Below are 23,487 nucleotides of genomic sequence, written 5' to 3'. Positions count from 1 at the left end.
AATCGCAACACTCGGGCGGTGGCAACACCGCCTTATTTTTCTAACGCTTGAAGAGGCTAACCATGTTAGACAGTACCATTAAGAATCAATTATCAAGCCATTTTAGTGCATTGACGGGCAATATAGAGCTGGTTCTAGCCCTCGATGAAAGCAGCAAAAGTAAAGAATTAGACACTTTGGCCAACGATTTGGCCGAGTTGAGCCCGCGCATTAGTATACGACAAGACCACCAAGCAGCGCGACGCCCTGCGATGCAAGTACTCGGCGAGCAAGGCACCTCGATTACATTCGCTGGGGTCCCGATGGGTCATGAGTTTACTTCATTAGTGCTCGCTGTACTGCACAGCGGCGGTGTGGCAACCAAGGCCGATGAGGCGCAACGTACGCAAATCCAGGCCTTAGATAAAACCCTTAATTTTGAAATTTACATCTCGCTGAGCTGCCAAACCTGCCCAGCCGTCGTGCAAGCGCTCAATACCATGGCGGCTTTGAACTCTCAGGTGAATGTGACCATGATAGACGGTGCCTTGTTCCAAGAGGAAGTAGAGCAGCGCAACATCATGGCGGTGCCTACGGTGTACTTGAATGGCGAGCTATTTAGCCAAGGCGCTATCAGCCTCAATGACATTCTTAACAAGGTCGATGAGGGAGCTGCGGCGCGCCAAGCCGAACTATTGAATGAAAAAGACCCCTATGACGTATTGGTAGTCGGCGGTGGTCCTGCGGGTGCATCGGCTGCTATCTATGCGGCGCGAAAAGGGTTGCGCACCGGTATTGTCGCTGAGCGCTTTGGTGGCCAAGTAGCCGATACCATGGCCATTGAAAACTTTATCTCGGTTAAGGCCACAGAGGGTCCGAAACTGGTAGCTCAGCTAGAAGAGCATGTTAAAGAATACAATGTCGATGTCATCGATAATCAGCGCGCTGCGCGTTTAGACAGCGATACCCGCGCCATTACCTTGGATAATGGTGCCACACTGCAAAGCAAATCCCTGATCCTCGCCACGGGGGCACGCTGGCGGGAAATGAATGTGCCAGGTGAGCGTGAATACCGAGGCCACGGGGTTGCTTATTGCCCCCACTGTGATGGTCCGCTCTTTAAAGGTAAGTCGGTAGCGGTGATTGGTGGCGGTAATTCAGGCATTGAAGCAGCGATCGATTTAGCCAACATTGTTGAGCATGTTACGGTGCTGGAATTTGCCGATACCTTACGTGCTGACGACGTGCTGGTTAAAAAGGCGCAAAGCCTTACTAATGTCACCATCATTACCCATGCCGCGACCACCGAAATTGTTGGCGATGGCAATAAGGTAACTGGTCTTAATTACACCGACCGCGAAACACAACAATCGCAGCATGTAGCCTTAGCCGGCGTATTCGTACAAATCGGCTTAGTGCCTAATACCGAGTGGCTGAAAGACAGTGGTCTGGATTTAAGCTCTTTTGGTGAAATAACGATTGATGATAAAGGCGCGACTAACTTGCCAGGGGTCTTTGCCGCTGGGGACGCCACCACCACGCCTTTTAAGCAAATCATTATTGCTATGGGCGCAGGAGCCAGTGCCAGCCTGGGCGCCTTTGATTACTTAATTCGTCACAGCGACGACCAAGCGCAAAGTGATGCCGCTTAAAGTAGATACTGCACACACCCTGAAATCTCCAGATGTGTAGTCCCCAAGCCGCTCAATGAGCGGCTTTTTTACTGTGCTGTGAAAATTGAAAGCAGCTGCCACTGCAAGCGGTAACGCTGATTGTGCATGTAACCCTACCGATTAAGCGGTTTTATTTGAATGCCGCCCACTTATACTTATGCCGCGCTACCGGTGTTGTTAGCTGTCATTGTTCAGTTTATTTTTCATTGCTTTACCTTCATTAGCGAATTTCAATTTTACAAGGTATGCTAGCGTGTAAAGCAGGGACAATATAAACATATTCTCAATTCGGGCAAGCGACTTTGCTGCAGATGAAGGAGTGTTGAGCGCAAACACAGTGCAAAGCGACATCTGCGTAGTGCAAATACCTGACGCTCGCCATAATGATCTTTCGGATCACGGCCCAAGATGGTTGCAAGATAAAATTAAGCAACGAGTACGCGGCTATTTAGTAGGCCAGCCCTGTGCGATGCTCAACAAAGCTTAACACCTGGCTCAAGGTTGGCAGCCAAATTTGGTTGATTTGCACTTTTTTCACCTTTACGCCTGCGAGTTATGGCGGCCGTATTGAAATAAGTGAATAACTGAGTGTTGAAAAAGAAAGTGAGTTCCTAAGGTGGTTATGCACATGTTCAATACACTTTTTAGATGGCAAAAAGGCCGCCAGAAAAGCGGTTATGAGAAAATGTTGCTGGCAAGGGCATGGTGGCCGCTAAAATTCGATGTCTACTTGCTCAAATTCCCACAAGGCTGTGAGGTGCCCAAGCACACTGACAAAGTAACCACAGGCAGGCATTATCGGCTTAATATTATCCTCAAACAAGCACGCTGTGGCGGTCAGTTTGTTTGTAAAACGCCTATTTACAGCTCTAAACGAATCAAGTTATTTCGCCCCGATATCAGTGAGCATGCAGTTACGAAAGTCACTCTAGGCAATCGTTACTTGTTAAGTATTGGTTGGGTTCGCGGTCATTAAAAGACCAGCTGTCGTCCATAGTATTTATCACATATGGGTTAGCGTGAATCGCTAATCACACTCGTTTTTTAAATATTATCTCGGGGTGAGAACAGTAATTTTTAAACTGGATTGGCGCATTTGCTTATCTTCGAAAATAATTAAGTAGCAACTGCTGTTGCATGAAGTGCATGGATAGGCACAAAAATCTTAGTTTAAATTACGAGGGTGTCCCATGCTCAATACCATGTCTGTGAAGATGCGACTGATTCTTTTGTCCATAATTCCACTTGTATTACTTATTATTTCAGCGGCGCTGAGTATGTCTCAACTCAATACCATTGGCGAGGGCGTTGACAGTATCTATAAAGATAGGGTGGTGCCATTAAAGCAAATTAAAGTGGTGTCAGATAATTACGCGGTCAACATTGTTGATCTATTGCATAAGTATCGCGCTGGCGTTATCGACAAATCGCAAGTTGTATCTTTGATTGAGCAAGCGAAAGCCACCGCACAGCAAAATTGGCAGGACTATTTACAAACCAAACTCACACCCGAAGAGCAGCGCTTAACCCAAGACGTGGATGAGTACCTCGCGCCGGTGGCTGAGAAAATTGATGTGTACACGCGGGCCATAGAAAATGGCACTTTTAAAGCGATGGACCAATCGCAGTTTGTTGCCGAACTTTACAGTGTTTTTGACCCACTCAGTGGTAGCTACGCGGCGCTTATCGATTTGCAGCTATCAGAAGCGCAGCGGTTTCGCGACAGTGCCGATGAGCAAGTTTCCCAGGTCACCACCTTATTGTTAGTTTTTATCATCTTGACCATTGCCTTTATGGCCCTATTGGCTTGGTTTATCTACCGCTCGATTCATGGGCCTTTGAGCCACTTGCAGGGCACTATTCAAACCATTGCCGAGCAAGCCGATTTGACCCTGCGTGCCAAAGTCACCGGGAAAGACGAAATAGCCACCACAGCTGAGCACTTCAACCATATGCTGAGCCGAATCCACACTTTGGTTACTGACGTTACGGGTGCGACACTGACGTTGTCATCGGCGTCAGAACAAATGCAAGCGATCAGCGCGCAGGTGGCCTCGACTGCAACCCAGCAAGAGCAACAAAGTGCGATGATAGCCACCGCCATTACACAAATGAGTGCAGCGATTCAAGAAGTGGCTCAAAACGCGCAAAATACCTCGCAACATGCTGCATCTGCTGATGGCTTGGCAGAGCAGGGCAGCCAAACCATCGATGATAACCTTGAGGCTATTCGCACTTTATCTCGTATTGTTGCGCAAAACGCCCAATTGATTGGTGAGCTCAATGCTCAGTCAAATGAGATCAACCAAGTGGTGCTAATGATTCAAGGGGTGGCTGAGCAGACCAACTTGCTAGCGCTGAATGCGGCCATTGAAGCTGCCCGCGCCGGAGATTCAGGGCGTGGCTTTGCGGTGGTTGCTGATGAAGTGCGTACACTGGCACACAATACTCAACAGGCCACAGAAAATATCAATACCATGATTGCTAAGCTGCAGGATATGGCTGGCCAGGCGGTGGCAGCGATGCAGAGTGCCGATGACAGCGCCAAAGAAAGTGAACATCACAGCCAAGAATCGGCAACCGCCATCAACCGTATTCGTGAAGCGGTCGCTGACATTGCCGATATGAATTTACAAGTATCTACAGCCACCGAAGAGCAAACGACAGTGGCTGCGGAGATAAGCCAAAATATTAATGAATTTAACGACAGCATTACCAGCGTATCGCAAAGCTCACAGCAAAACGCCGATGCCAGTAAAGAATTGGCGCAGCTCGCTGATAGCCTGCAACAGCAAGTGAAAGCTTTTGTGGTCTAAATACGCACTCGCTAATTGATGCTTAGCCGCTGCAAATAGTCTAGCCCTTGCTGACAGCCTAGAGTGTAGCCGTGGCGTAATTTGGCGGCGTCGCGTGTGGTTCTGCCCACAGCAAACTCTGGTTCGGGGGCAATGACCTCGATATGGCAATCCGGCGGCGGTGAATGGATAAATTCTAAGCTTTGATTATATCCCTCGGCTCGGCGGCTCGAGGCACTGATCAGCGCCGGGGTATCGCGCAGTAAGCGTCGTGTTACCCAGTGTGAGCGACTCGGTTTTTTGCGATAGCCCAACGGCTGGGACAAAATCACGGTAATGCGTTTCGCTCCTTGTAAGTAAGCCTGTTGCACGGGGATGGAGTCGCTCAGACCCCCATCGGTATATCGCTTATCGCCAATCTGCGGGTAATCACGATAGGCCAAAGGCAGCGCACAAGAGGCTTTTAAAATCGCTTCTAAATTATCGGCGTTGGCTTTTAAATACTCAGCTTGACCGTCGGCGATGTTGGTGGCCACCACATAAAAGGGTGCTACTTGCTTCGCAAATGTCGCTAAATCTAAGCGGATATCAGCAATGGTCTGTTGCCATAGCCAATCCAAATCAAACAGGTGCCCACCGCGTGCAAAACGTAGGTAATTAATAAATTCAGGTCGGCACGAGTAATCCGTGATCACCTTATAGTTGCGCTGGTGTTGTTGGCACAAATAAGCGGCGATATTGGTTGCGCCAGCGGACACACCAAAATACATATCAAAGGGCTGGTAGCGTTGTTGCAGCCACGTATCGAGTACGCCGGTGGCAAAAATACCACGCATCGCGCCCCCTTCGACAACAAGGGCATGGCTTAGAGATGAATTGGAGATAGGTAAAACCCTGCATACGCTTTTATTTATTACCTCAGCAACTTAGCATGAATTTTATTTGCGCAGCAATGGGCAGTAAGGGCAAAAGGCGGTGTATAGGGCACCGCCATAAAAGTGATCAACGATTGGTAACTGCATCCTTCCCATCGACATAGTGTTTAACATCGCTGGCTTTACCCGCTTGTTCACGCAACAAATAGAAGCAGCCGCGAGAACCTGGATTGTCGGAGTAGCCTTGAATGCCAACAACGGCATCTTTAGTCACATTACCCACGTACTGCAAAGTCGGGTAGCTATCGAAAGAGATGATCACCAATCCCTCTTCTTGCCACCAGTTACCGCCTCCGTATGGGTAGCTCCATGTGCCATCGGCATTAATTGTAAATAACGCAGCGGTAATCGGCGTTGAGCCCGCAGTATTACAATTCCAATTGACATGGTTGCGCCAAGTGCCGACTACCGAGGTCGAAGACGCAGCTAATACAGAGGAGGTTGAAGCAAGAGATAGGCCGATAACACAGGCCACAGTAGAGAGTGATTTCACTAGTTTCATAATTATATTTCCTTATATAAATGTGTTTTTGCGTTTTGGTTACACACAAGAGCAATCCTTCAGTCCTGTTGTGTCGCCACGCGACTTTGAGATTAGCTAAAAAAAACATACTTTCAATATTTTTTAACAGAAAAGTTACATATGGATGATTTTTAGGGAAATTTAGTTATCGATATGACTGGCAAATTAGAGCGGTGACTGGTTCCAAAGCGGGCAGTGGCGCCTATCACTCTTTTATGAGCAGTTCTTGTGCATTCACAACGGGTGGTGATGAAAACGGGTGTAATATAGTCGCAAAACAAGTACAATTGCGACTATATATCATTCCCGAGTATCATCCGGCGCGCATGACCGACATCACCACACACCAGGCTTCTCGCAAACGCTTACTTATTGCGCTCGCTATAACCTGTAGCTTTATGGTCATCCAGCTAATAGGGGCTTATCACGCAAACTCTCTAGCGGTGTTCGCCGATGCCGGTCATTTATTTGTGCACAACAGCACGTTATTTATCGCTATTTTGGCCTCCTCTATCGCTATTCATTTGGCTCGCAACTTTAATGAAGGCTATAAAAAAGCCGAATTAGTGGGCGGACTTATTAATGGCAGCCTGTATTTGGGAATTAGCTTAACCATTTTGTTTCTTGGCTCTGAGCGGTATTTTGAAATGCATGAGGGGCATCACAAAGACGTTAACACCACCATTATGGCGTGGGTATCAAGTATCGGCTTTGTCTTTCATGGATGCGCCGCATGGGTGTTATACAAGGGCCGCAAAGACAGCATTAATGTATACGCGGTGTTTCTCCATACGTTCTTTGATTTACTCTCCACCGTCAGTACCTTAGTGGCCGGTGTCACTATCGCGCTCACTGGGTGGCAGCAATTGGATGTGCTTTTTAGCATGGTGATAGCCGTCTTCGTGTTATTCACCGGTTTGCGCCTTATTGTGCAGTGTATAAAGCGGTTGCAGAATCAAGAAGGGCGTCTACCCAGTGCACAAGCTATTGAAAAGGCGATGACTAAACTCGCTCACGTACACAGTGTGCACAATGTAACCGTATCTCGAATTGACAAGCAGCTCGCCGTTGGCGCGCATATCGTGTTGAAACATCAATGTACTGTCGCGGCTCATGATGCAGTCTGTCGAAACAATGCCGAACAGATGTTAAAACAACGCTTTAATGTTGAGCACAGCGTACTGCAAATAGAGGCCCATCCGCACTCCGAAGATGGACAAGCGCATCACTGTGTACAACACTAAGACTATGCAGTTCCTATAAGTTGTTAAGCTTTCCTACAAATGAGCACAATTCGCACCAGACTTCAAAGCAGCAACAAGTTCATGATGGCTTGCTTACTCGGCCTGATTGGCGGGTTGACGCACCTAATCCCTGTATGGTTTTTGGACAGCTCCGAGTTTTTATTCGGGCAAATTTTTGTGTTGCTGAGCCTCGTTGCCTTGGGCTTACGCTACAGTGTCATCACCTTGGCTATCGCCTCTGCTTTTATCTTTTATCGCTGGCAACATGCTTGGCCCAGTATCGCATTTTTGCTCGAGTTGATATGGCTGCATTGGTTTTGTTGTCGCCGCTTAAGGCGTCCGTTATTGCCATGGGGTGGGGTCTTTTGGTTGTTGATTGGTTTGCCGCTGCTGGTGGTTTTTGGTCATTGGATGGTCGAGTTGCCGTGGTTATCGCTTACCACTGCTATTTTCAAGTATTTACTTAACGCCATTATTTCATTAGCTGTAGTTGACCTATTAAGCTACTTTTTACCCTTTATAGTTTGGCACTATCGGCAAAACTCGCTCAAACATATCCTCAGCTACGTGGTCAGTGTATTGATTCTATTGGTGGTGTTGTTGACGACCGTGATTTTGGTTAACGATCACTATGAACGTATAGAGTATGAGGTCAATACACAATTACGCGCCCATGCAGATAGGGTCTCGCAACAAATAGATAGCTACCTAGAACAACATCAAAATGCTATTGTTTCGGCGCGCGATACCTTGGCGCAAGGTGTTGATGAGCGTTGGCAGCTTAGTCATTTAGGGCAAATGTACCCTGGCTTTATTTCTACGGTGCTGATTAATCAGCAAGGGGTGGCGTATGTGGGATGGCCCAAGTCACTTCTCGATGGGCTCTCCGCACAGCAGCGAGATGTGACAGACCGCGACTACTTCACGCAAGCGCATAGCCACCCTAACGGCTATATTTCCAGTGCTTTTCGCGGTCGTGGTTTAGGTGACAACCCCATTGTTGGCATCTCGGCACCGATATACGAAAAACAACAGTTTGCAGGCGTGATTGAAGGTTCGCTGCGATTAGAGTCCTTTCGTCGCTTTCGGCCCTACTTGTTTGAGCAACAAGGGGAATTGCTGGTAATGGATGCCAATAATCACGTGGTGTATAGCAGTGTAAATACTTTCAAAGTGCTAAGCCACCTCGAGCAACCTGCTTTAGCGGAGTTTAACGGTGATTCAAGCGCTTTGTACCGCTCTGCTAACAATGAGCTGTATTACAGCCGGTCACTTAATAGCTCCCAAACAGGTTGGACGGTCATCGCTATGATGAACCGCCTTCATGTAAACACTGTGGTCGCTTCAACCTGGCTGTACGTGTTGTTGCTTACGCTGGTACTCTTGCTGCTGGCGGGGATTTTCATTCGCCAGTTAAGCCAAAGATTGGTTGCGCCACTTAATTTTTTAACCCAAGTAATGCAGCGCTACCCGATGCTGCCAAATAAGGCGCCGCTTAGCCAAAATGAGTGGCATGAAGTTCAGCAACTACACGAACAGTTTGATTCGCTGGTGGTGCAACTGCAGCAGAGTTTTGAGCAGTTAGCACAATCCGATGACCGCAACCGCGATTTGAACAAACAACTAACGCGCTTTAACCAAGAGTTGGAGCGTAAAGTACAAGAGCAAACTGCAGAGCTTAAGACTGCGGTGCATAGGGCGAACCAGGCCAGCCGAGCAAAGTCACAATTTTTAGCTAACATGAGCCATGAGCTGCGTACACCCATGAACGGTGTGCTCGGGATCACCGATATTTTGCTGCAAGACTCGCAGCTGAGCACCCAGCAACGCCAGTATTTAACCACCTTGGGTGCAAGTGCACAAAACCTACTGCAAATTCTTAACGACATACTGGATTTTAGTAAAATAGAAGCCAATGCCTTGGAATTGAATGCACAGCCACTGGCTACTCGGGCATTTTTCACTCACGTAGAGCAGGTATTTAATAGCGCCAACGACAACAAAGAGGTGCGCTTTGCGTGCGATGTTGCCCCGAATGTGCCCTATAGTATTCGTGTTGATGAGCTTAGACTCAACCAAGTGATCACCAACTTATTAAGCAACGCGAAAAAATTCACCGAGCGAGGAGAGATTGTCCTTAGTGTGCAATACCGCGATGATGAGCTTCAGGTGACGGTGCGTGATACTGGCATAGGCATGAGCGCAGAGCAGCAAGCACGTATCTTTACGGAATTTACTCAGGCTGATGTGTCAACAGCTCGGCGATACGGGGGCACTGGTCTGGGACTGGCAATCTGTCGCTCATTGGTACAAAAAATGGGCGGCGATATCTGCGTTTCCAGCGCTGAAGGAGAAGGCAGCTGCTTTCGTTTTACCATCAAAGCGCCAGCCTGTGATGACATCGAGGTGAACCAACATAGCGAACTCTCGGCGCCAGATTTAACTGAGCGACACGTCCTTGTGGTTGAGGACAACGCTGTAAATCAATTAGTCCTTGCCAAGATGCTTGAACCTTTGGGCTGTGAGGTGGCCATCGCTCAAGATGGGGTACACGCTTTGGATATGCTCCAGCAGCAACGCTATGATGTGGTGCTCATGGATTGCCAAATGCCGCACATGGATGGATATCAATGTACCCAACATATTCGCAAAGAGCCGCATAAATATGGCGTCATGCCTGTTATCGCGATTACTGCCAACGCCTATGAAGAGGACAAAAAGCGTTGTTTAGCGGCGGGGATGAATGCCTTCGTTTCCAAGCCACTGCAAGCGCATGAGTTGCACCGCAATATTCGCGCTGTGTTAAAACTTCCCACGAATTAAGGGTGAACTCAAAGCATCGACGACACTCAAGCACTACAAACTCTTGGTTTTATCAATCACGCCATCGATAAACTCACTCGATAGCAGTGTTTGTGCGTCCACTGGTCGAGCAAAGAAGAATCCTTGTAAATGGTGACACCCTAACTTATTGAGGAAAAAGATTTGCTCTCTGGTCTCCACCCCCTCGGCGATACAGTATAAGCCAAGGCTACGCGCCAAGTTGTGAATGGTGCGAATTATGGATTCATTGGTTGGGTTTACCCCAATTTGTCGTACAAAGCTTTGGTCTATCTTAATGACATCAATAGGGAATTGACTCAAATAGGTCAGTGATGAGAAACCAGTGCCAAAGTCATCAAGGAAAAGTTTGAATCCGGCGCTGTGCAAGCGGTTAAGTTGCTCTGCCGCTTTGGTTTTATCCTCGAGTAGCGTATTTTCGGTGATCTCCAAGCGAAGCTGTGTGGGGCTAACATGGTGAAGTGCCAATATATCTTGTAGGCGGTCGCTTAAGTTCGACTTTAAGATATGAATAGGCGACAGGTTCAAAGATAAATAGAAATCATCAGAGCTCTCAAACCAAGGCTTTAAATCGCGCAGGGCTCTGTGTAGTGCTTGCTCGGTAATGGCATCGATTAAGCCTATTTCCTCGGCGATGGGGATAAACTCTCCCGGAGAGATAAAAGTGCCTTCATGTGGCCAGCGCAGCAGTAGCTCCACACCTACAATACGTTTTTGGAAGTCATGCACAATGGGCTGGTAGTGGTTAAGTAACACCTCATCGCGATAGGCATCTTGTAACGCATTTTCTAGCATTAACTTGTGGGTAATGCGGTTGTTCATTTGTTCGGTGAAGAACTTATAGCCATTACGGCCCGCATTCTTGGCATGGATCATCGCCATATCGGCATTACGAATAAGATCTTCGGCGTTATCCGCATCGAAAGGAGATAGAGCAATCCCCACACTGACAGAGATATTGATAGTAATATTACCAATTTTTATGGGTTGCTCTAACACCTTGGCTAAGTGCTCAGCAAATTCACTGAGCATCTGTGGCGAATGGACATGTTCTATAAGTAACAAGAACTCATCACCACTTTGACGCGCGAGCAGCGCATTGTCGTCTAACTGTTCGCTGATGCGCTCACAAATGCAGCACAGCACTTGGTCACCAACGGCATGGCCAAACGAATCATTAACCGGCTTAAATTTGTCCAAATCAATAAATAATAGTGCCAAAAGTGAGGCATTTTCTTTCGCATAATCAATTGCTTCGGATATTCTTGAGCGCATCATAGTGCGATTCGGTAACCCGGTTAAGGGGTCATAATTGGCTAAGTAGCGTAACTCGTCTTCAGCACGCTTTTGCTCGGTCAAATCGGTGATCACGATGACGTAGTAGCTCACCTCATCACGGTTGTCGTTATTATCACGGCACACCGCAGTGACGCTTATTTGCACCGGATGGTGGCGGTTATGCTTGGTGCGGATCTGTTCTTCACAGCGCCAGTTCTGCCCCGCTTTTAGACGGCCGATGATACTCATGTACTTCTTATATTTGTGTTTACCTAGAGCACGCACAAATGGCTGAATATTAAGTTGTGGCGCTTGCTGGCTGGCAAAGGCTTGCAGGAAACTATGATTGGCGGAGAACGGCTGCATATGCTCATCTAAAATCAGTAACCAATCGCTGATCTGGCTGATGGCTTCACCTAATACTGTGGCTTGCTGCGCTGAGGCCTTCGCGTCGGTGATATTGGTATAGATGCCTGATACTACTCGCGCATGACCCTGTAAGTCGCATTCGGTAATGCGCCCAACTTCGTGATACCACAGCCATTCACCACTGCTGTGAGCAATGCGATAGGTGCACTCCCAAGTGCCTTGCTCTCCTTGCCTTAAAAAGCGTTTCCACTGGGTACGATAGCGCTCCACATCATGAGGATGAATAAGTTCGGCATGTTGCTCAAATGAGCAGCTCAAAAAACTGTTAGCATAACCGAGCTCGTCGCTTAGACGCCGCTGCGCAAATTGGCGCTCAGATACATAGTAGTGCCACACACCGCTGTTACTGCTTTGCAGAGCTAGGTTGGTTTGCTGTTGCGAGTTGACCGCCACACTGTGGGCGTCACGTAGTTTGCGTTGTTGTGCGCGTAAGTACATCAGCCAAGCGCCAATAATCGCAATGGCGAGTAAGGCATACATGGTTTTTGCAAGCGGCGAACGCCATGGCGCGTAGGCCACATTAACAATAAGACGCGCCTCTCGTGAGTACTTGCCGGAGACAGGGTCGAAAGCACGAATGCTTAGTTCATGGCGCCCGGGGTTGAGTTTAGCAAACTGTAAGGTGTTGTCTTTGTAATCGTTATAAGTAAAGTCGCTGGCACCCGATAAACTAATGCGGTAGCGCACTTGGCTACGGTGTAAAAAGTTAAAACTAGAAAAGGATATTGTCAGCCCGAGGTCGTCGTGCTGTAACTGCAGCGGCTTATCAATATAACTGATAGGGGAGTAATCGATTGAACGAGACAATAAATCAATATTGGTGATTTGCGGTGGTGGTGCAATATACTGGGTGTTGCCAGAGACGAAGTCTGTCGGGTCTATTTCCAATAACCCTTTTACGGTACCAAATACTAGCTCGCCGTTGCCTCGCTTAAGTACCGCGAAGGCGTTAAACTCCGATGCGGATAGGCCATCTTCTACGGTGAAATAGCGCACGTGTTCAGAATTTATATTTAATCGATACAAGCCATTGTTGGAGCCAAACCACAAGTAACCTAAATCATCCACCACCGGCGTATACACGCCAAGGTTCTTTAACCCTTGTTCAAGGCCTATTCGGGCGCGAACCTCAAGTGTTTCCATATCAAGAGCAACTAAGCCCTCGTTATCGATGCTCAACCACAAGGAGTTATTCTGATCGACCGTCCAACCATCAATATAATTAAAGTGCTGTGGATTCGTATTGGCGGATTCATAAACCACCTCAACTTGTTGGCGCGAGGTGTCATAGCGATAAAGTGTACCGCTATGGCTGAGCAGTGGGTCGTTCGGATGATTAGGCAGCGGCGATAGAAAGTGCGTGGCTAAATCAGGCAAAAGCGCACGATTTAGTGCTGGCACATCGGTAATGCGGTTGGCCTCAGGGTCATACATATAAAAGCCACTGGGGGCGATGAAAAACGCCCGGTTGTCAGGTAACTGCACAAGCCCGCCATAGTAACTCTGGGGGTCGAAGCTTTGTGGTCTATCTGCTTTTTCTAACGGGTGTGTCAGAGTGTTGGTTTTAGTATTAAATAGCTCACTGCCATAGCTCGAATCTAACCATAGCGAGTCTGGTTGATGTGTCGCTGGTGAGATACGATAGATAGTTTGTTGGCCAATGGCGAGCTTATCGTCCTTGTTGACCAAGTAGGCCTCACTCTCACCATCGGCACTGAGGCGATTGAGGCCGTTATCGCTGCCCACCCACAATGTACCATCGGCCTGCTCATACATTCCCCAAGCGATATGCCCATGTTTATATTGGCCGCTAGGAAGCGTTCGCTGGCGAAAACGCATAGACAGCGGCGACCATGAGTAGACTCCTTGGGAGCGAGAGCTAAGCCACAACATGCCACCTTTATCACGAAAGAGTACCTGGATACTGTTATCGCTGACGGCAAAACGCGATTTACTAAATTGGACCAGTGTTTGTGCGCGCAAAGATTGCCGATTAAATTGTTTTAAGCCCTCATCTGTGGCGATAAAGTCATAAAGCCCATAACGTTGGAGGCCCCATATGTTGTAGCTTGGCAATAATGTTTTAAATGTGTTGGGGTTTGAGAGGCTCATGCTGTACAAGCCTTCAACTGTGCCGATCATCAGGCCAAATTCACTGTCAAAGCGTAACAGTTTCACGTTTTGCTGATCGCCGCTCGGCGCTTCGCTCTCGGGCAGGTAGTTAATTTGCTTCACTCGGCCTTGTTGATAATGGTAAAGGCCATTGGATGCACCGACATAAAGCCCATCTTGGTGTGGCAGCAAGGTGCGGATGATATGGGTTTCATTGGCAATACTAAAGGCATGAGTGAGTGAGTTATCGGTTAAATCGAGACTGAAAATATGGTGATTTAAGCCAAGCCAAACACGCTCAGGGTTCAGGGGATCTTGAGCGATGGCAGAGACGGCAACATAGTCTATTTTGTGTTCACTAAGGGCGTTGGCAATGATTTGCTCGGAAGTAAGCGTGGCCGGGTCGACCAAGTACACGCCGCTGAATTGCGTCGACACGAGTAGTTTGCCATTTGCTAGTTTAAGCATGGTCAAAATAAAGTCACTACTTAGCGCCGAGTGTTGGCTCTCAAAAAGTGTCACCTTATAGCCGTCGTAGCGATTTAAACCACGCCCTGTAGCGAACCACATATAGCCGAAATCGTCTTGGGCTATGGCACTAACCGAGCCCTGAGCCAAGCCCTCATTAGTGGATAAACGTTGGAGCTGATAGCCGTATCCAGCATCGTTGACATGCGCCTGTGAGGGAACAGAAAATAAATGCAAAAGCATGAAAAGCACAGTAATACATGCGCTATGTAGACGACGCAATGGCTGACCCCAATTGAAGTTGAAACCAACATATTAGCCTTAAATCCCTCAGGGCATTTAGGCATCAACTAATCGTTAACAATAATACATAAATTTAGCATAGAACCTTGGTTCGTCACTATATCTTTATAATTTTACTTTGAAAAAACCACACCTTATGATGAATTTCGTCATACACAAAGGAACAAAATGGAGCATTTAATGAACAATAATGCACAAAATGCAATCTTAGTGGTTGTTGATATGCAGGCTAAGTTAGCACCCGCTATGAGCGAGTACACCGATATACGTGCTCAGGTGCAGTTGCTACTTATCGCCAGTCACTGCCTTGATATTCATCGTGTGGTGACAGAGCAATACCCTGAAGGCCTTGGGCCAACCGATGCACAACTTAAAATAGGGAACGCCAACTATATTACCAAAACAACGTTCAGTGCCGCCCAGCATAAAGATTTTGAGCAAGCATTAGGCTCGCATCAGCACGTCTATTTGTGTGGTATGGAAAGTCATGTCTGTGTTTACTTCACGGCAATGGATTTATTGGCCAAGGGCTACACAGTGAGTGTGATAGCCGATGCGGTGTGTTCACGAAAACAAGAAAATAAACAATGGGCGCTTTTGCAACTGCGCCAAGCTGGCGTGCAGGTATACTCTGCAGAGACGGCTATATTCGGATGGATGCATAGTTGCGAGCATCCGCAATTTAAAGAGGTTTTAGCGTTAATAAAATAGGCGCCATGGTCGGCGCCCATTGTGGGGATTTACAGTGAGAACGTTTTGCTCACTGACAGTACCAAGCGCTCATCAGCGTATTCGCTATCAAGGTTGGTATCTTCTGCCGCCAACTCGAAATCAAAGCCTGAATAGGAGGTTTGATAGGCGAGACGGTAATGTATGTAGGATTTGCCATCCGCTTGCCACGCGAACTTATCGCCATCTAGCGAGTTTGAAGCGTCTACGCTTAAGCGCAAGTTATGACCCTCTGCCAGTGCATAGTTATGAGCTAGCATGGAGATAACATGGCCAGCATCGGTGCCAAAGTAATCCCAGGTGTACCAGAAGTTGGCCTCGGTAGTACCCAGTTGCGAGTCATAAGCAAATTTGGTGTAGGCTTCAAAATAGTTACCGTCACTGGAGCTAGACGCGCCGTGATAACTGTAATAAGCGATACCATAATCCATAGACAGCTGGTTGTTCAACTGGCGAAATTGGCCGACGTAGAAATCCCATTCTAAGTCAGTGCCATCGGCAAAGTCGACGTTTGACGCCCAGCTGCCGGCGTAGAAACCGTTATCGGCAGCGTAATCAATGCTCCCTTGCAGCGCGGGGTCGTTTTCAGTTTGGCTTACACCATTAAAGGTGTAGTCGCTAGCACCAGTAATTGTTGCTGACCAATCAGCCAATGCGACCTGTGAGGCCATCATCAACGAGATTGCGCTTAAAGAGTAAATTGTTTTTCTCATCATTGCTCCTAATGTACGGATTCTATTTTTTTATAATCAAGACGGTTTTCTTTTGGTGAGCTATCAATGTTGCTCACGGTTTTGAATTTGGTGTAAAAAATGTAGCCTAAACAACTAAAGAATAGACCAATTACTAAGGCACCGACCCATTGGATTTGTAAGAAGTCAAAAGTAAACAACAGTGTCAGCGCTGCTAAGGCTAGAAAATGAAAGCCCATGTAACGCCATTTACCCAGACGTTTAGTCGTCAGATTGAGGTTGTCACTATAAAGACGGATTAATGAGTCCAACGAATTGATCACGAAGATAATGCCGACAAACACCATGGCGAAGTTACGGATACCCGTCGTATCTAGCCCGGCGTCGTGATAGTGGTGTAACACCGCAAACCACAGCGCAATTGGAATAGAGGGGAAGATCAACATCGCTGCTAGCACCTGATAGGTTTTAAGACCACCGACAAAGCGGGCGGTGAATTGGCCAATCATGATGCTCCATGCGAACCACCAAAACAGGTAGAAGGCGTGATAATCATTGATAGGGAAGATAAATTCGTGGATGTTGCCGAAATAGCCTCCCAGCATGGCCACTGACTGAGCGTACTCACCCATGGCGCTATCACCCCATAAGAAGGCGCTGCCCCACATAAAGGCGATAAGACCAATAAAAACCCACGTCGTGGATACACTCAATACACGTACATATTTAATGTCGGTACTGGAGTAAACCGAAAAGGCAATAGCGGCAAATACAATGAGGTAAAATAACGGAATGATGCTCTCGCCATCACCGATGCTAGGCAAATACCATGGTAAGTTGGCCAACAATAATGAAGCGGTAAAGGCACAAGTGCCAATAATCACCACGTTATTAATAAACTTCACCCAAGGGATCTCAAAGAACTTTACTTTGGGCTCAATTACGCAGAAATAAAAGCAGGTGAGGAAGTAAAAACTCCAGATGAAAAAGCCCCAAAAACCAAACTCAATGGCGAGCGGGTTAGTGAATGCATATTCTGGGCTTGCGTTTATGTCTGCATAACCGCCAAACTCGGTCAATGGGAACATGATCAGTCCCACATCCAGGCCGGAGGTGAACAAGATAGCAATAAAGGTGAAGGTTCGTACTGGGGTGACACCCACGCACTGCACATTCCCCCACTTCGCCAAGATAAAGACGATAGCAAGTAGGGTAAATAAAATGCCAGCACTAAGCCATAAAGTCATTATCACCCTCCCAATATAAGTAGAAATAGTTCATATTTTCTCCATTTTTTTGTTTTTAAAATATAAGGCGCCCAAGGCGCAGCTATTGAGCTGCACCAAGAAAGCCATGTGAAATCGTATTAGTTACAGAGTTTGGCTACGCTGTCGCTGCTGCCATTGCGGGTCGTTGACCACTTCAACATGTTGCGACGTAAGCGGAGTATTTCCTAAAATATGGTCGGCTGCCTTTTCCGCTACCATAATGGTGGGCGCATTTAAGTTGCCATTAGGAATGGTCGGGAAAATTGAGGAGTCAACCACACGCAGACCCTCAACACCATGTACTTTTGCCTGACTATCAACCACGGCCATCTCATCTTCACCCATTTTGCACGAGCAAGAAGGGTGATAAGCACTTTCAACGGCTTGGCGCACAAAGGCATCAATTTGCTCATCGGTTTGCACGTCTGTACCCGGTTGAATTTCCTCATCGCGAAATGCATCAAGTGCATTTTGATTGATAATTTCGCGCGTTAGGCGCACGCAGGCACGAAAGCCTTCGATATCGTCTGGGTGTTGAAGGTAATTAAATTGAATTTTTGGCGCACAGTCAGGGTCGCTGTTTTTAACCAACACATGACCGCGACTTTTCGGCTTATTGTGACCAATATGGACTTGGAAGCCATGGCCAGCGAAGGCGCTCTTGCCATCGTAACGAATCGCCGCAGGTAAAAAGTGATACTGTAAGTCAGGCCACTCAACCCCTTCTTTGGAGCGAATAAAGCCACAAGATTCAAAGTGGTTGGTCGCCCCTAAGCCATCTTTGAATAATAACCAACGGGCCCCAATCATGGCTTTTGAAAACAGCCCAAGCTTGCCATTGAGGGTAATAGGTTGCTTACACTTAAATTGGAAATAAAACTCCAAGTGATCTTGCAGGTTCTGACCTACACCGGGTAAATGGTGTGTACAGTGAATGCCAGCATTGTCTAAATGGGTTTTGTCACCGATGCCAGACAACTGCAACAAGTGTGGAGAGCCAATGGGCCCGGCACTTAAAATCACTTCTTTGTTGGCCATGGCTTTATGAACTTTGCCACCAACGCGATACTGAATACCACGAGCTTGCTTGCCCTCTAGTAACACTTTTTGCGCTTTCGCATGAGTGACGATGGTGAGATTGCTACGCTCTTTGACCGGATCCAGATAGGCACGCGCCGCCGAACAACGTTTGCCGTCTTTTACGGTCATGTGCATAGGGCCAAAGCCCTCTTGCTGTGCACCATTATAATCTTTGCTAAAGGCATAGCCTGCTTGCTGACCGGCATCAACAAAGGCTTTATACAACGGGTTTTTCATATCGTTGCCGTTATTCACGCCTAATGGACCATCGCCACCACGATAGCTGTCACCGCCGAGGTACCATTGCTCGGCCTTTTTGAAATAGGGTAAGCAGTCCTGATAGCTCCAGCCTTGTGCACCGTGTTGTTGCCATTCGTCAAAGTCTTTGGCGTGACCGCGCACATACACCATGCCGTTGATAGACGATGAACCGCCGAGTACTTTGCCGCGAGGACAATGCATTTTGCGATTGTCTAAATACGGCTCTGCCTCAGTGTGGAATTGCCAAGCATATTTGCTGGTATTCATAGGGATCGAAAGCGCCGTAGGCATTTGAATAAAAATACTTTTATCACTGCCGCCGGTCTCAAGTAACAACACCCGGTTGTTATTATCGGCACTCAGGCGGTTTGCCAGTACACAACCCGCTGAACCAGCGCCAACGATAATATAATCAAATTCGCTGTTCATGATGACACCTCCTTAAAACGGGCTCTCAAGTTGGTTCATACCCACGTACACCGATTTCGTTTGCAGATATTGGTTGATAGCCTCTAAGCCGTTTTCGCGGCCGATGCCCGATAGCTTATAGCCGCCGACAGGCATCTCTGCCGGGGAGGCGCCATAAGCATTAATCCAACAAATACCGGCTTCAAGCTGGTGGATCACACGGTGGGCGCGGCGTAGATCTTGGCTCATTACGCCAGCGGCCAGGCCCATAGGCGTGTTATTGGCACGCTCAATGACTTCTTGCTCGTCATCAAACACTAATACGCTCATAACCGGACCAAAGATTTCTTCGCGACAAATAGTCATGTTGTCATCGCAATCGGTAAACACGGTTGGGGCAACAAAATAGCCTTGCGGCGCACTTGTTGGGGTCAGTGCGTGACCGCCGATGGCAACGGTAGCCCCTTCTTGTTTACCCTTGTCAATGTACTCAAGCACGAGCTGTTGATGCTTTTTCGAGATCAGTGCGCCTAAGTTCACTTCAGGGTCTAACGGATCGCCAGCAATAATATTCTTTTGTGTGCGCTCGAGCAGTTCACTCATAAATTGCTCATAAACACCACGCTGCACAAACACGCGAGTACAGTTGGTGCACACTTCACCTTGGGTGTAGAAGTTGCCAAGCATCGCGGCACTGACCGCTTCGCTAATATCGGCATCATCAAATACCAACAGTGGCGATTTACCGCCGAGCTCCATGGTGACGTCTTTTAAGTTGCTAGCGGCGCTTTGCATTACTTTTTTACCTGTGCCCACTTCGCCGGTGAAAGAGACCTTCTCGATTTCTGGGTGGGTTGTAAGCCACTGACCCACCTCGGCGGCGCCATGGACGACATTGAAAACGCCTGCTGGTACGCCGGCTTCAATGAAAATTTCCGCTAACATGTTGGCGCCTTTCGGGGTTTCTTCCGAAGGCTTAAAAATCATGGCGTTACCTGCGGCCAAGGCCGGTGCAGATTTCCAGCACGCGATTTGCAGGGGGTAGTTCCATGCGCCGATGCCGGCGCACACCCCTAACGCCTCTTTGCGGGTGTAATAAAAATCGCCGGCCACCTCTTGCTGCTGGCCGACCACAGTGGGCGCTAATGAGGCAAAGTACTCAATGGCGTCGGCACCGGTGACTACATCGACGCACTCGGCTTCTTGCCACGGTTTACCGGTATCTAATACTTCAATTTTTGCCAGCTCATCGTTACGCTCGCGTAACAAGGCCACCGCTTTGTGCAAAATGCGGGCCCGCTCGATAGGCTGCATCGCTGACCACTGCGCGAAACCAGCTTTAGCGCTGTCGATGGCGGCCTGCTGGATATGCTCATCGGCCACTTCGACCTGATAGATGACCTCGTCAGTTGCTGGGTTAATGACATCAAACACATCGCCACTGGCGTTGGCCATGGGGGCACCATCAATAAAATTTTGTAAGCGAGGGTAAGACATTTACTGTTCTCCAAATTGCGCTATCAGGGTATCGATATAACTTTTACTTAACTGCTCAGCGTGATGAAAGTCATCGGCTTCGCCGCGGCTGAGTACACAGCGTAGCCATAATCCGTCAATCATGCCTGCGGCCAACTCGGCGGCCTGCTTGGCTTTGTCGCGTGGCATCAGAGTATTAAACGACACCTGTAAATTACTGCGTAAGCGACGACTGTTGACCTGCTGCAGTCGGAATAGGGCAGGGTCGTGCAGTGACTGCGCCCAAAAGCTCAGCCAAGTTCGGGTACTATCATGCTGTTGCTGTACGGGGGCAAAGTTTGACTCAACGATTAAGTTTAGTCGCTCTCGTGGACTGAGCGTGTTGTCAGCGGTGGTCTTCGCCAGCAAGTTAATTTTCAGCTGGGTTAATAAGTAACGCACCGTTGCTTCAATCAAACCTTGTTTACCACCAAAGTAATGGCTAATGATGCCCGAAGATAATCCGGCACGTTTGCTAATGCTGTTGATGGTGGTGGCATGTAAGCCAAGCTCAGCAACTGAGTTTAAAGTGGCGTCGATTAACTGTTGACGCCGCACAGGTTCCATTCCGACTTTAGGCATATTTTTATTAATTGACCGTTCAATTAAAATAAAGATTAATAGTTTGAGCTGAAATGATCAAGCTTCAGAGTTTGTTCAGATCAAAACGTAGGCAAAGATCTATGTTGACTAGGAGGCAAATTTTCACTGGTCGGTGAATTTAGAAATATCAATTTAAAACATTGAGTTATAGGTATATCAACGTGCTTTTTTGGTGGCGGGTACAGCTCGAGAATAGAGATAGAAAATTTTTTTATCAGCACCAATGATTAGATGTCTAATTGCTTGTTAGCAAAGTGTAGATAGCGCAATAAAACAGCAACAATTTTTTATTGATAACTATTTTTGTTTAGATTAAACTAAAGCCAATAACGCAATTGAGAGTGGTTTGTATTCGTGTATATCTGTTTATGTCATGGTGTATCAGACAAAAAAATTGAGCAGGCGATTGATGATGGAGCCCGCTCAATGCGCGATCTTACAAAAGAATTAAAGGTTGGTTCGCAGTGTGGCAAATGCTGCAATTGCACCAAAAAAATCCTTAACCAAAAGCTGATTGATATTGTTGATGTGACTGACGACGTCGCTTAATCCCCATAGCGACGTGTGACCTCCTACCTCCTTTTATATCCCCCTGAATTTGTTATAGTAACGATAGACTACGTTGCTTAGGTAATCACAATGGATGCCCTTATCAACGCGCGTTTATTACTTGTCTTTGCCGTGGTGGTTCTTGCCGGTTGCGTAGCCCCTAAAGCGTATAACGTGCACAACTTAGACAATGCCAGTTATTCCATGCCTGCGAAGGGAACAGCTTTGATATCGAATGTTATAGACGAACAGCCCAGCCCTGAATTGTCGGGGTTTTATCCCTTGATTGATGGCCTGGATGCCTTTGCTGCGCGTATTGCGCTGATAGAGACAGCACAATACTCTGTCGATTTACAGTACTACTTGTATCATCGCGAAGAAACCTCACAGCTGTTGAGTGCCTATTTATTGCGTGCTGCCGAGCGTGGCGTGCGAGTTCGCCTGTTACTTGATGACCTATCTCAAGCGAACTTAGAGCAAGATTTAAGTGCTTTGGCGGTGCATAACAACGTTGAAGTGAGACTGTTTAATCCTTTGAATCACAGGCGATTGCGGTTCTTGAGTTTTATCACTGATTATTCCCGTGTATCGCGGCGTATGCACAATAAAAGCTTTATCGTTGACAGCGAGCTCTTCATTACTGGTGGGCGAAACATCGGCAACGCCTATTTTTCCGGTGATCATAACTCACAATTTGTTGATTTTGACGTCTTGGGTGTCGGCCCAATCGTTGATAAGGCAACCATGGCTTTCGATTTATATTGGAATCATCCACTCGCTGAGGATATCAATGAATTGTCTGGCAGTGCTGACAGCCAAGATTTGGCGCAGTTATCAAGTCGCCTAAGTCGTTACGTTAGCACCGCATTTCACAACGAAAGCCCCTATATTCAAAGGCTCAAAGAGTCCACTTTAGTACAAACATTGGTTAAGGGTAAGCTGTCTATGGACTGGGCAGAAGCGCAGTTGTATGTGGATGACCCTAATAAGCTGTTAACCGATAGCCGTAATAACAGTACGCACATGGCACCGAAGCTGTTTGCAGCTATGGGGGAGCCTCGCCAGCGCGTGAACATTATCTCCCCTTATTTCATTCCCAAAGATAAAGGGTTAGAGCTTATTAAGAAATGGCGTGAGCAGGGGGTCGCTGTGACTGTTCTCACCAACTCGCTTGCCGCTACCGATGTGCCGGTTGTGCATGCTGGGTATGCCGACTATCGCCAGCAGCTGTTGGCTATGGGCGTCGAATTATGGGAGCTTAAGCGTAATCTGGACTTAGCCGCGCAGCAACCGAAACGTAAAGGGTTTCGTGGCTCTTCCACTGCCAGCTTGCACGCCAAAAGCATGACCATGGATGATGACAAAATATTTGTAGGTTCGCTAAATCTAGACCCGCGCTCGTTTAATTTAAACACAGAGCAAGGGTTGTTGATTCACTCCGAGCGTATGAATCGCTTATTAAGTCGATGGATCACAACGGAAATGCCTAAATATGCGTGGCAGCTAAGCCTAGATGAGCAGGGCGATATTGTGTGGCAAGACAGAAAGAACCAACAGCGATTGACCACTGAGCCTGATACCAGTGCATGGTTGCGTTTTAAAGTATGGCTTATGTCTTTATTGCCGATAGAAGATGTTCTATAGCGCAGCTATGTTGGCCACACTTAAATAAAAAAGCCGCAACTAAGCGGCTTTTTTTAATGAAGTGACCCGTCCTAAATAGCGTTGACACTTTTCAAACTTAATTTGGAGAGTGTAATGAAATCAAATAGCAAACGAACTCAACGAGATTATTCCCTCGC

At 47.4% G+C, this 23,487-nt stretch carries 16 protein-coding genes; 8 read left to right on the top strand and 8 right to left on the bottom strand.

Annotated elements, in window-relative coordinates; all coding sequences use genetic code 11:
* Positions 1-62: 62 nt before the first annotated feature.
* From ahpF to MHM93_RS13990, 3 genes are all read left to right on the top strand, one after another.
* Positions 63-1,631, top strand: coding sequence for an alkyl hydroperoxide reductase subunit F (gene ahpF, locus MHM93_RS14000; RefSeq protein WP_239449482.1), 1,569 nt, complete (start codon positions 63-65; stop codon positions 1,629-1,631).
* Positions 1,632-2,274: 643 nt separating this feature from the next.
* Positions 2,275-2,628: a 2OG-Fe(II) oxygenase gene (locus MHM93_RS13995; RefSeq protein WP_239449481.1), complete on the top strand. Its 354-nt coding sequence runs from the start codon at positions 2,275-2,277 to the stop codon at positions 2,626-2,628.
* Between the two features lie 214 nt (positions 2,629-2,842).
* Positions 2,843-4,468, top strand: coding sequence for a methyl-accepting chemotaxis protein (locus tag MHM93_RS13990; RefSeq protein WP_239449480.1), 1,626 nt, complete (start codon positions 2,843-2,845; stop codon positions 4,466-4,468).
* An 11-nt stretch (positions 4,469-4,479) separates the two neighbouring features.
* Here the strand turns inward: MHM93_RS13990 and MHM93_RS13985 are convergent, their stop codons facing one another.
* Positions 4,480-5,331 carry a patatin family protein gene (locus MHM93_RS13985; protein WP_343224174.1) on the bottom strand — a complete coding sequence of 284 codons (852 nt, stop codon included), beginning with the start codon at positions 5,329-5,331 and terminating at the stop codon, positions 4,480-4,482.
* 118 nt (positions 5,332-5,449) lie between these two features.
* The gene (locus MHM93_RS13980) at positions 5,450-5,884 is read right to left on the bottom strand and encodes a hypothetical protein (protein WP_022944611.1); all 435 of its coding nucleotides are present in this window, start codon (positions 5,882-5,884) and stop codon (positions 5,450-5,452) included.
* A gap of 347 nt (positions 5,885-6,231) precedes the next feature.
* On the opposite strand from MHM93_RS13980, the gene MHM93_RS13975 reads away from it, so the two are divergent.
* Both MHM93_RS13975 and MHM93_RS13970 read left to right on the top strand, forming a co-directional pair.
* Positions 6,232-7,149, top strand: a complete 918-nt coding sequence (locus MHM93_RS13975) for a cation diffusion facilitator family transporter (protein ID WP_045979060.1) — start codon at positions 6,232-6,234, stop codon at positions 7,147-7,149.
* 81 nt (positions 7,150-7,230) lie between these two features.
* Positions 7,231-9,972 carry an ATP-binding protein gene (locus MHM93_RS13970; protein ID WP_239449478.1) on the top strand — a complete coding sequence of 914 codons (2,742 nt, stop codon included), beginning with the start codon at positions 7,231-7,233 and terminating at the stop codon, positions 9,970-9,972.
* 33 nt (positions 9,973-10,005) lie between these two features.
* Here the strand turns inward: MHM93_RS13970 and MHM93_RS13965 are convergent, their stop codons facing one another.
* A complete protein-coding gene (locus MHM93_RS13965) occupies positions 10,006-14,520 on the bottom strand; it encodes an EAL domain-containing protein (protein ID WP_239449477.1) in 4,515 nt (1,504 codons plus the stop codon).
* Between the two features lie 240 nt (positions 14,521-14,760).
* Here MHM93_RS13965 and MHM93_RS13960 point away from each other — a divergent pair, with 240 nt between their 5' ends.
* Positions 14,761-15,291: an isochorismatase family protein gene (locus tag MHM93_RS13960; protein ID WP_239449476.1), complete on the top strand. Its 531-nt coding sequence runs from the start codon at positions 14,761-14,763 to the stop codon at positions 15,289-15,291.
* 29 nt (positions 15,292-15,320) lie between these two features.
* On the opposite strand, the gene MHM93_RS13955 is transcribed toward MHM93_RS13960, so the two are convergent.
* The 5 genes from MHM93_RS13955 to betI all read right to left on the bottom strand — a co-directional run bounded on the left by MHM93_RS13955 (position 15,321) and on the right by betI (position 21,115).
* Positions 15,321-16,022, bottom strand: coding sequence for a TorF family putative porin (locus MHM93_RS13955; protein ID WP_275444260.1), 702 nt, complete (start codon positions 16,020-16,022; stop codon positions 15,321-15,323).
* 8 nt (positions 16,023-16,030) lie between these two features.
* Positions 16,031-17,248, bottom strand: coding sequence for a BCCT family transporter (locus MHM93_RS13950; protein WP_239449475.1), 1,218 nt, complete (start codon positions 17,246-17,248; stop codon positions 16,031-16,033).
* Positions 17,249-17,371: 123 nt separating this feature from the next.
* A complete protein-coding gene (gene betA / locus MHM93_RS13945) occupies positions 17,372-19,039 on the bottom strand; it encodes a choline dehydrogenase (protein WP_239449474.1) in 1,668 nt (555 codons plus the stop codon).
* 12 nt (positions 19,040-19,051) lie between these two features.
* Positions 19,052-20,515 carry a betaine-aldehyde dehydrogenase gene (gene betB / locus MHM93_RS13940; protein ID WP_239449473.1) on the bottom strand — a complete coding sequence of 488 codons (1,464 nt, stop codon included), beginning with the start codon at positions 20,513-20,515 and terminating at the stop codon, positions 19,052-19,054.
* Entirely contained in the window at positions 20,516-21,115 is a 600-nt protein-coding gene (gene betI, locus MHM93_RS13935; RefSeq protein ID WP_138509652.1) for a transcriptional regulator BetI, read from the bottom strand.
* A 375-nt stretch (positions 21,116-21,490) separates the two neighbouring features.
* On the opposite strand from betI, the gene MHM93_RS13930 reads away from it, so the two are divergent.
* A complete protein-coding gene (locus MHM93_RS13930; protein ID WP_022944621.1) occupies positions 21,491-21,685 on the top strand; it encodes a (2Fe-2S)-binding protein in 195 nt (64 codons plus the stop codon).
* Positions 21,686-21,775: 90 nt separating this feature from the next.
* Entirely contained in the window at positions 21,776-23,329 is a 1,554-nt protein-coding gene (locus MHM93_RS13925; RefSeq protein WP_239449472.1) for a phospholipase D family protein, read from the top strand.
* The last annotated feature ends 158 nt before the right edge of the window (positions 23,330-23,487 follow it).

The organism is Pseudoalteromonas sp. MM17-2 (genome assembly GCF_022347945.1).
Lineage (GTDB): Bacteria > Pseudomonadota > Gammaproteobacteria > Enterobacterales > Alteromonadaceae > Pseudoalteromonas > Pseudoalteromonas ruthenica.
This window is presented reverse-complemented; position numbering and strand designations above follow the sequence as displayed.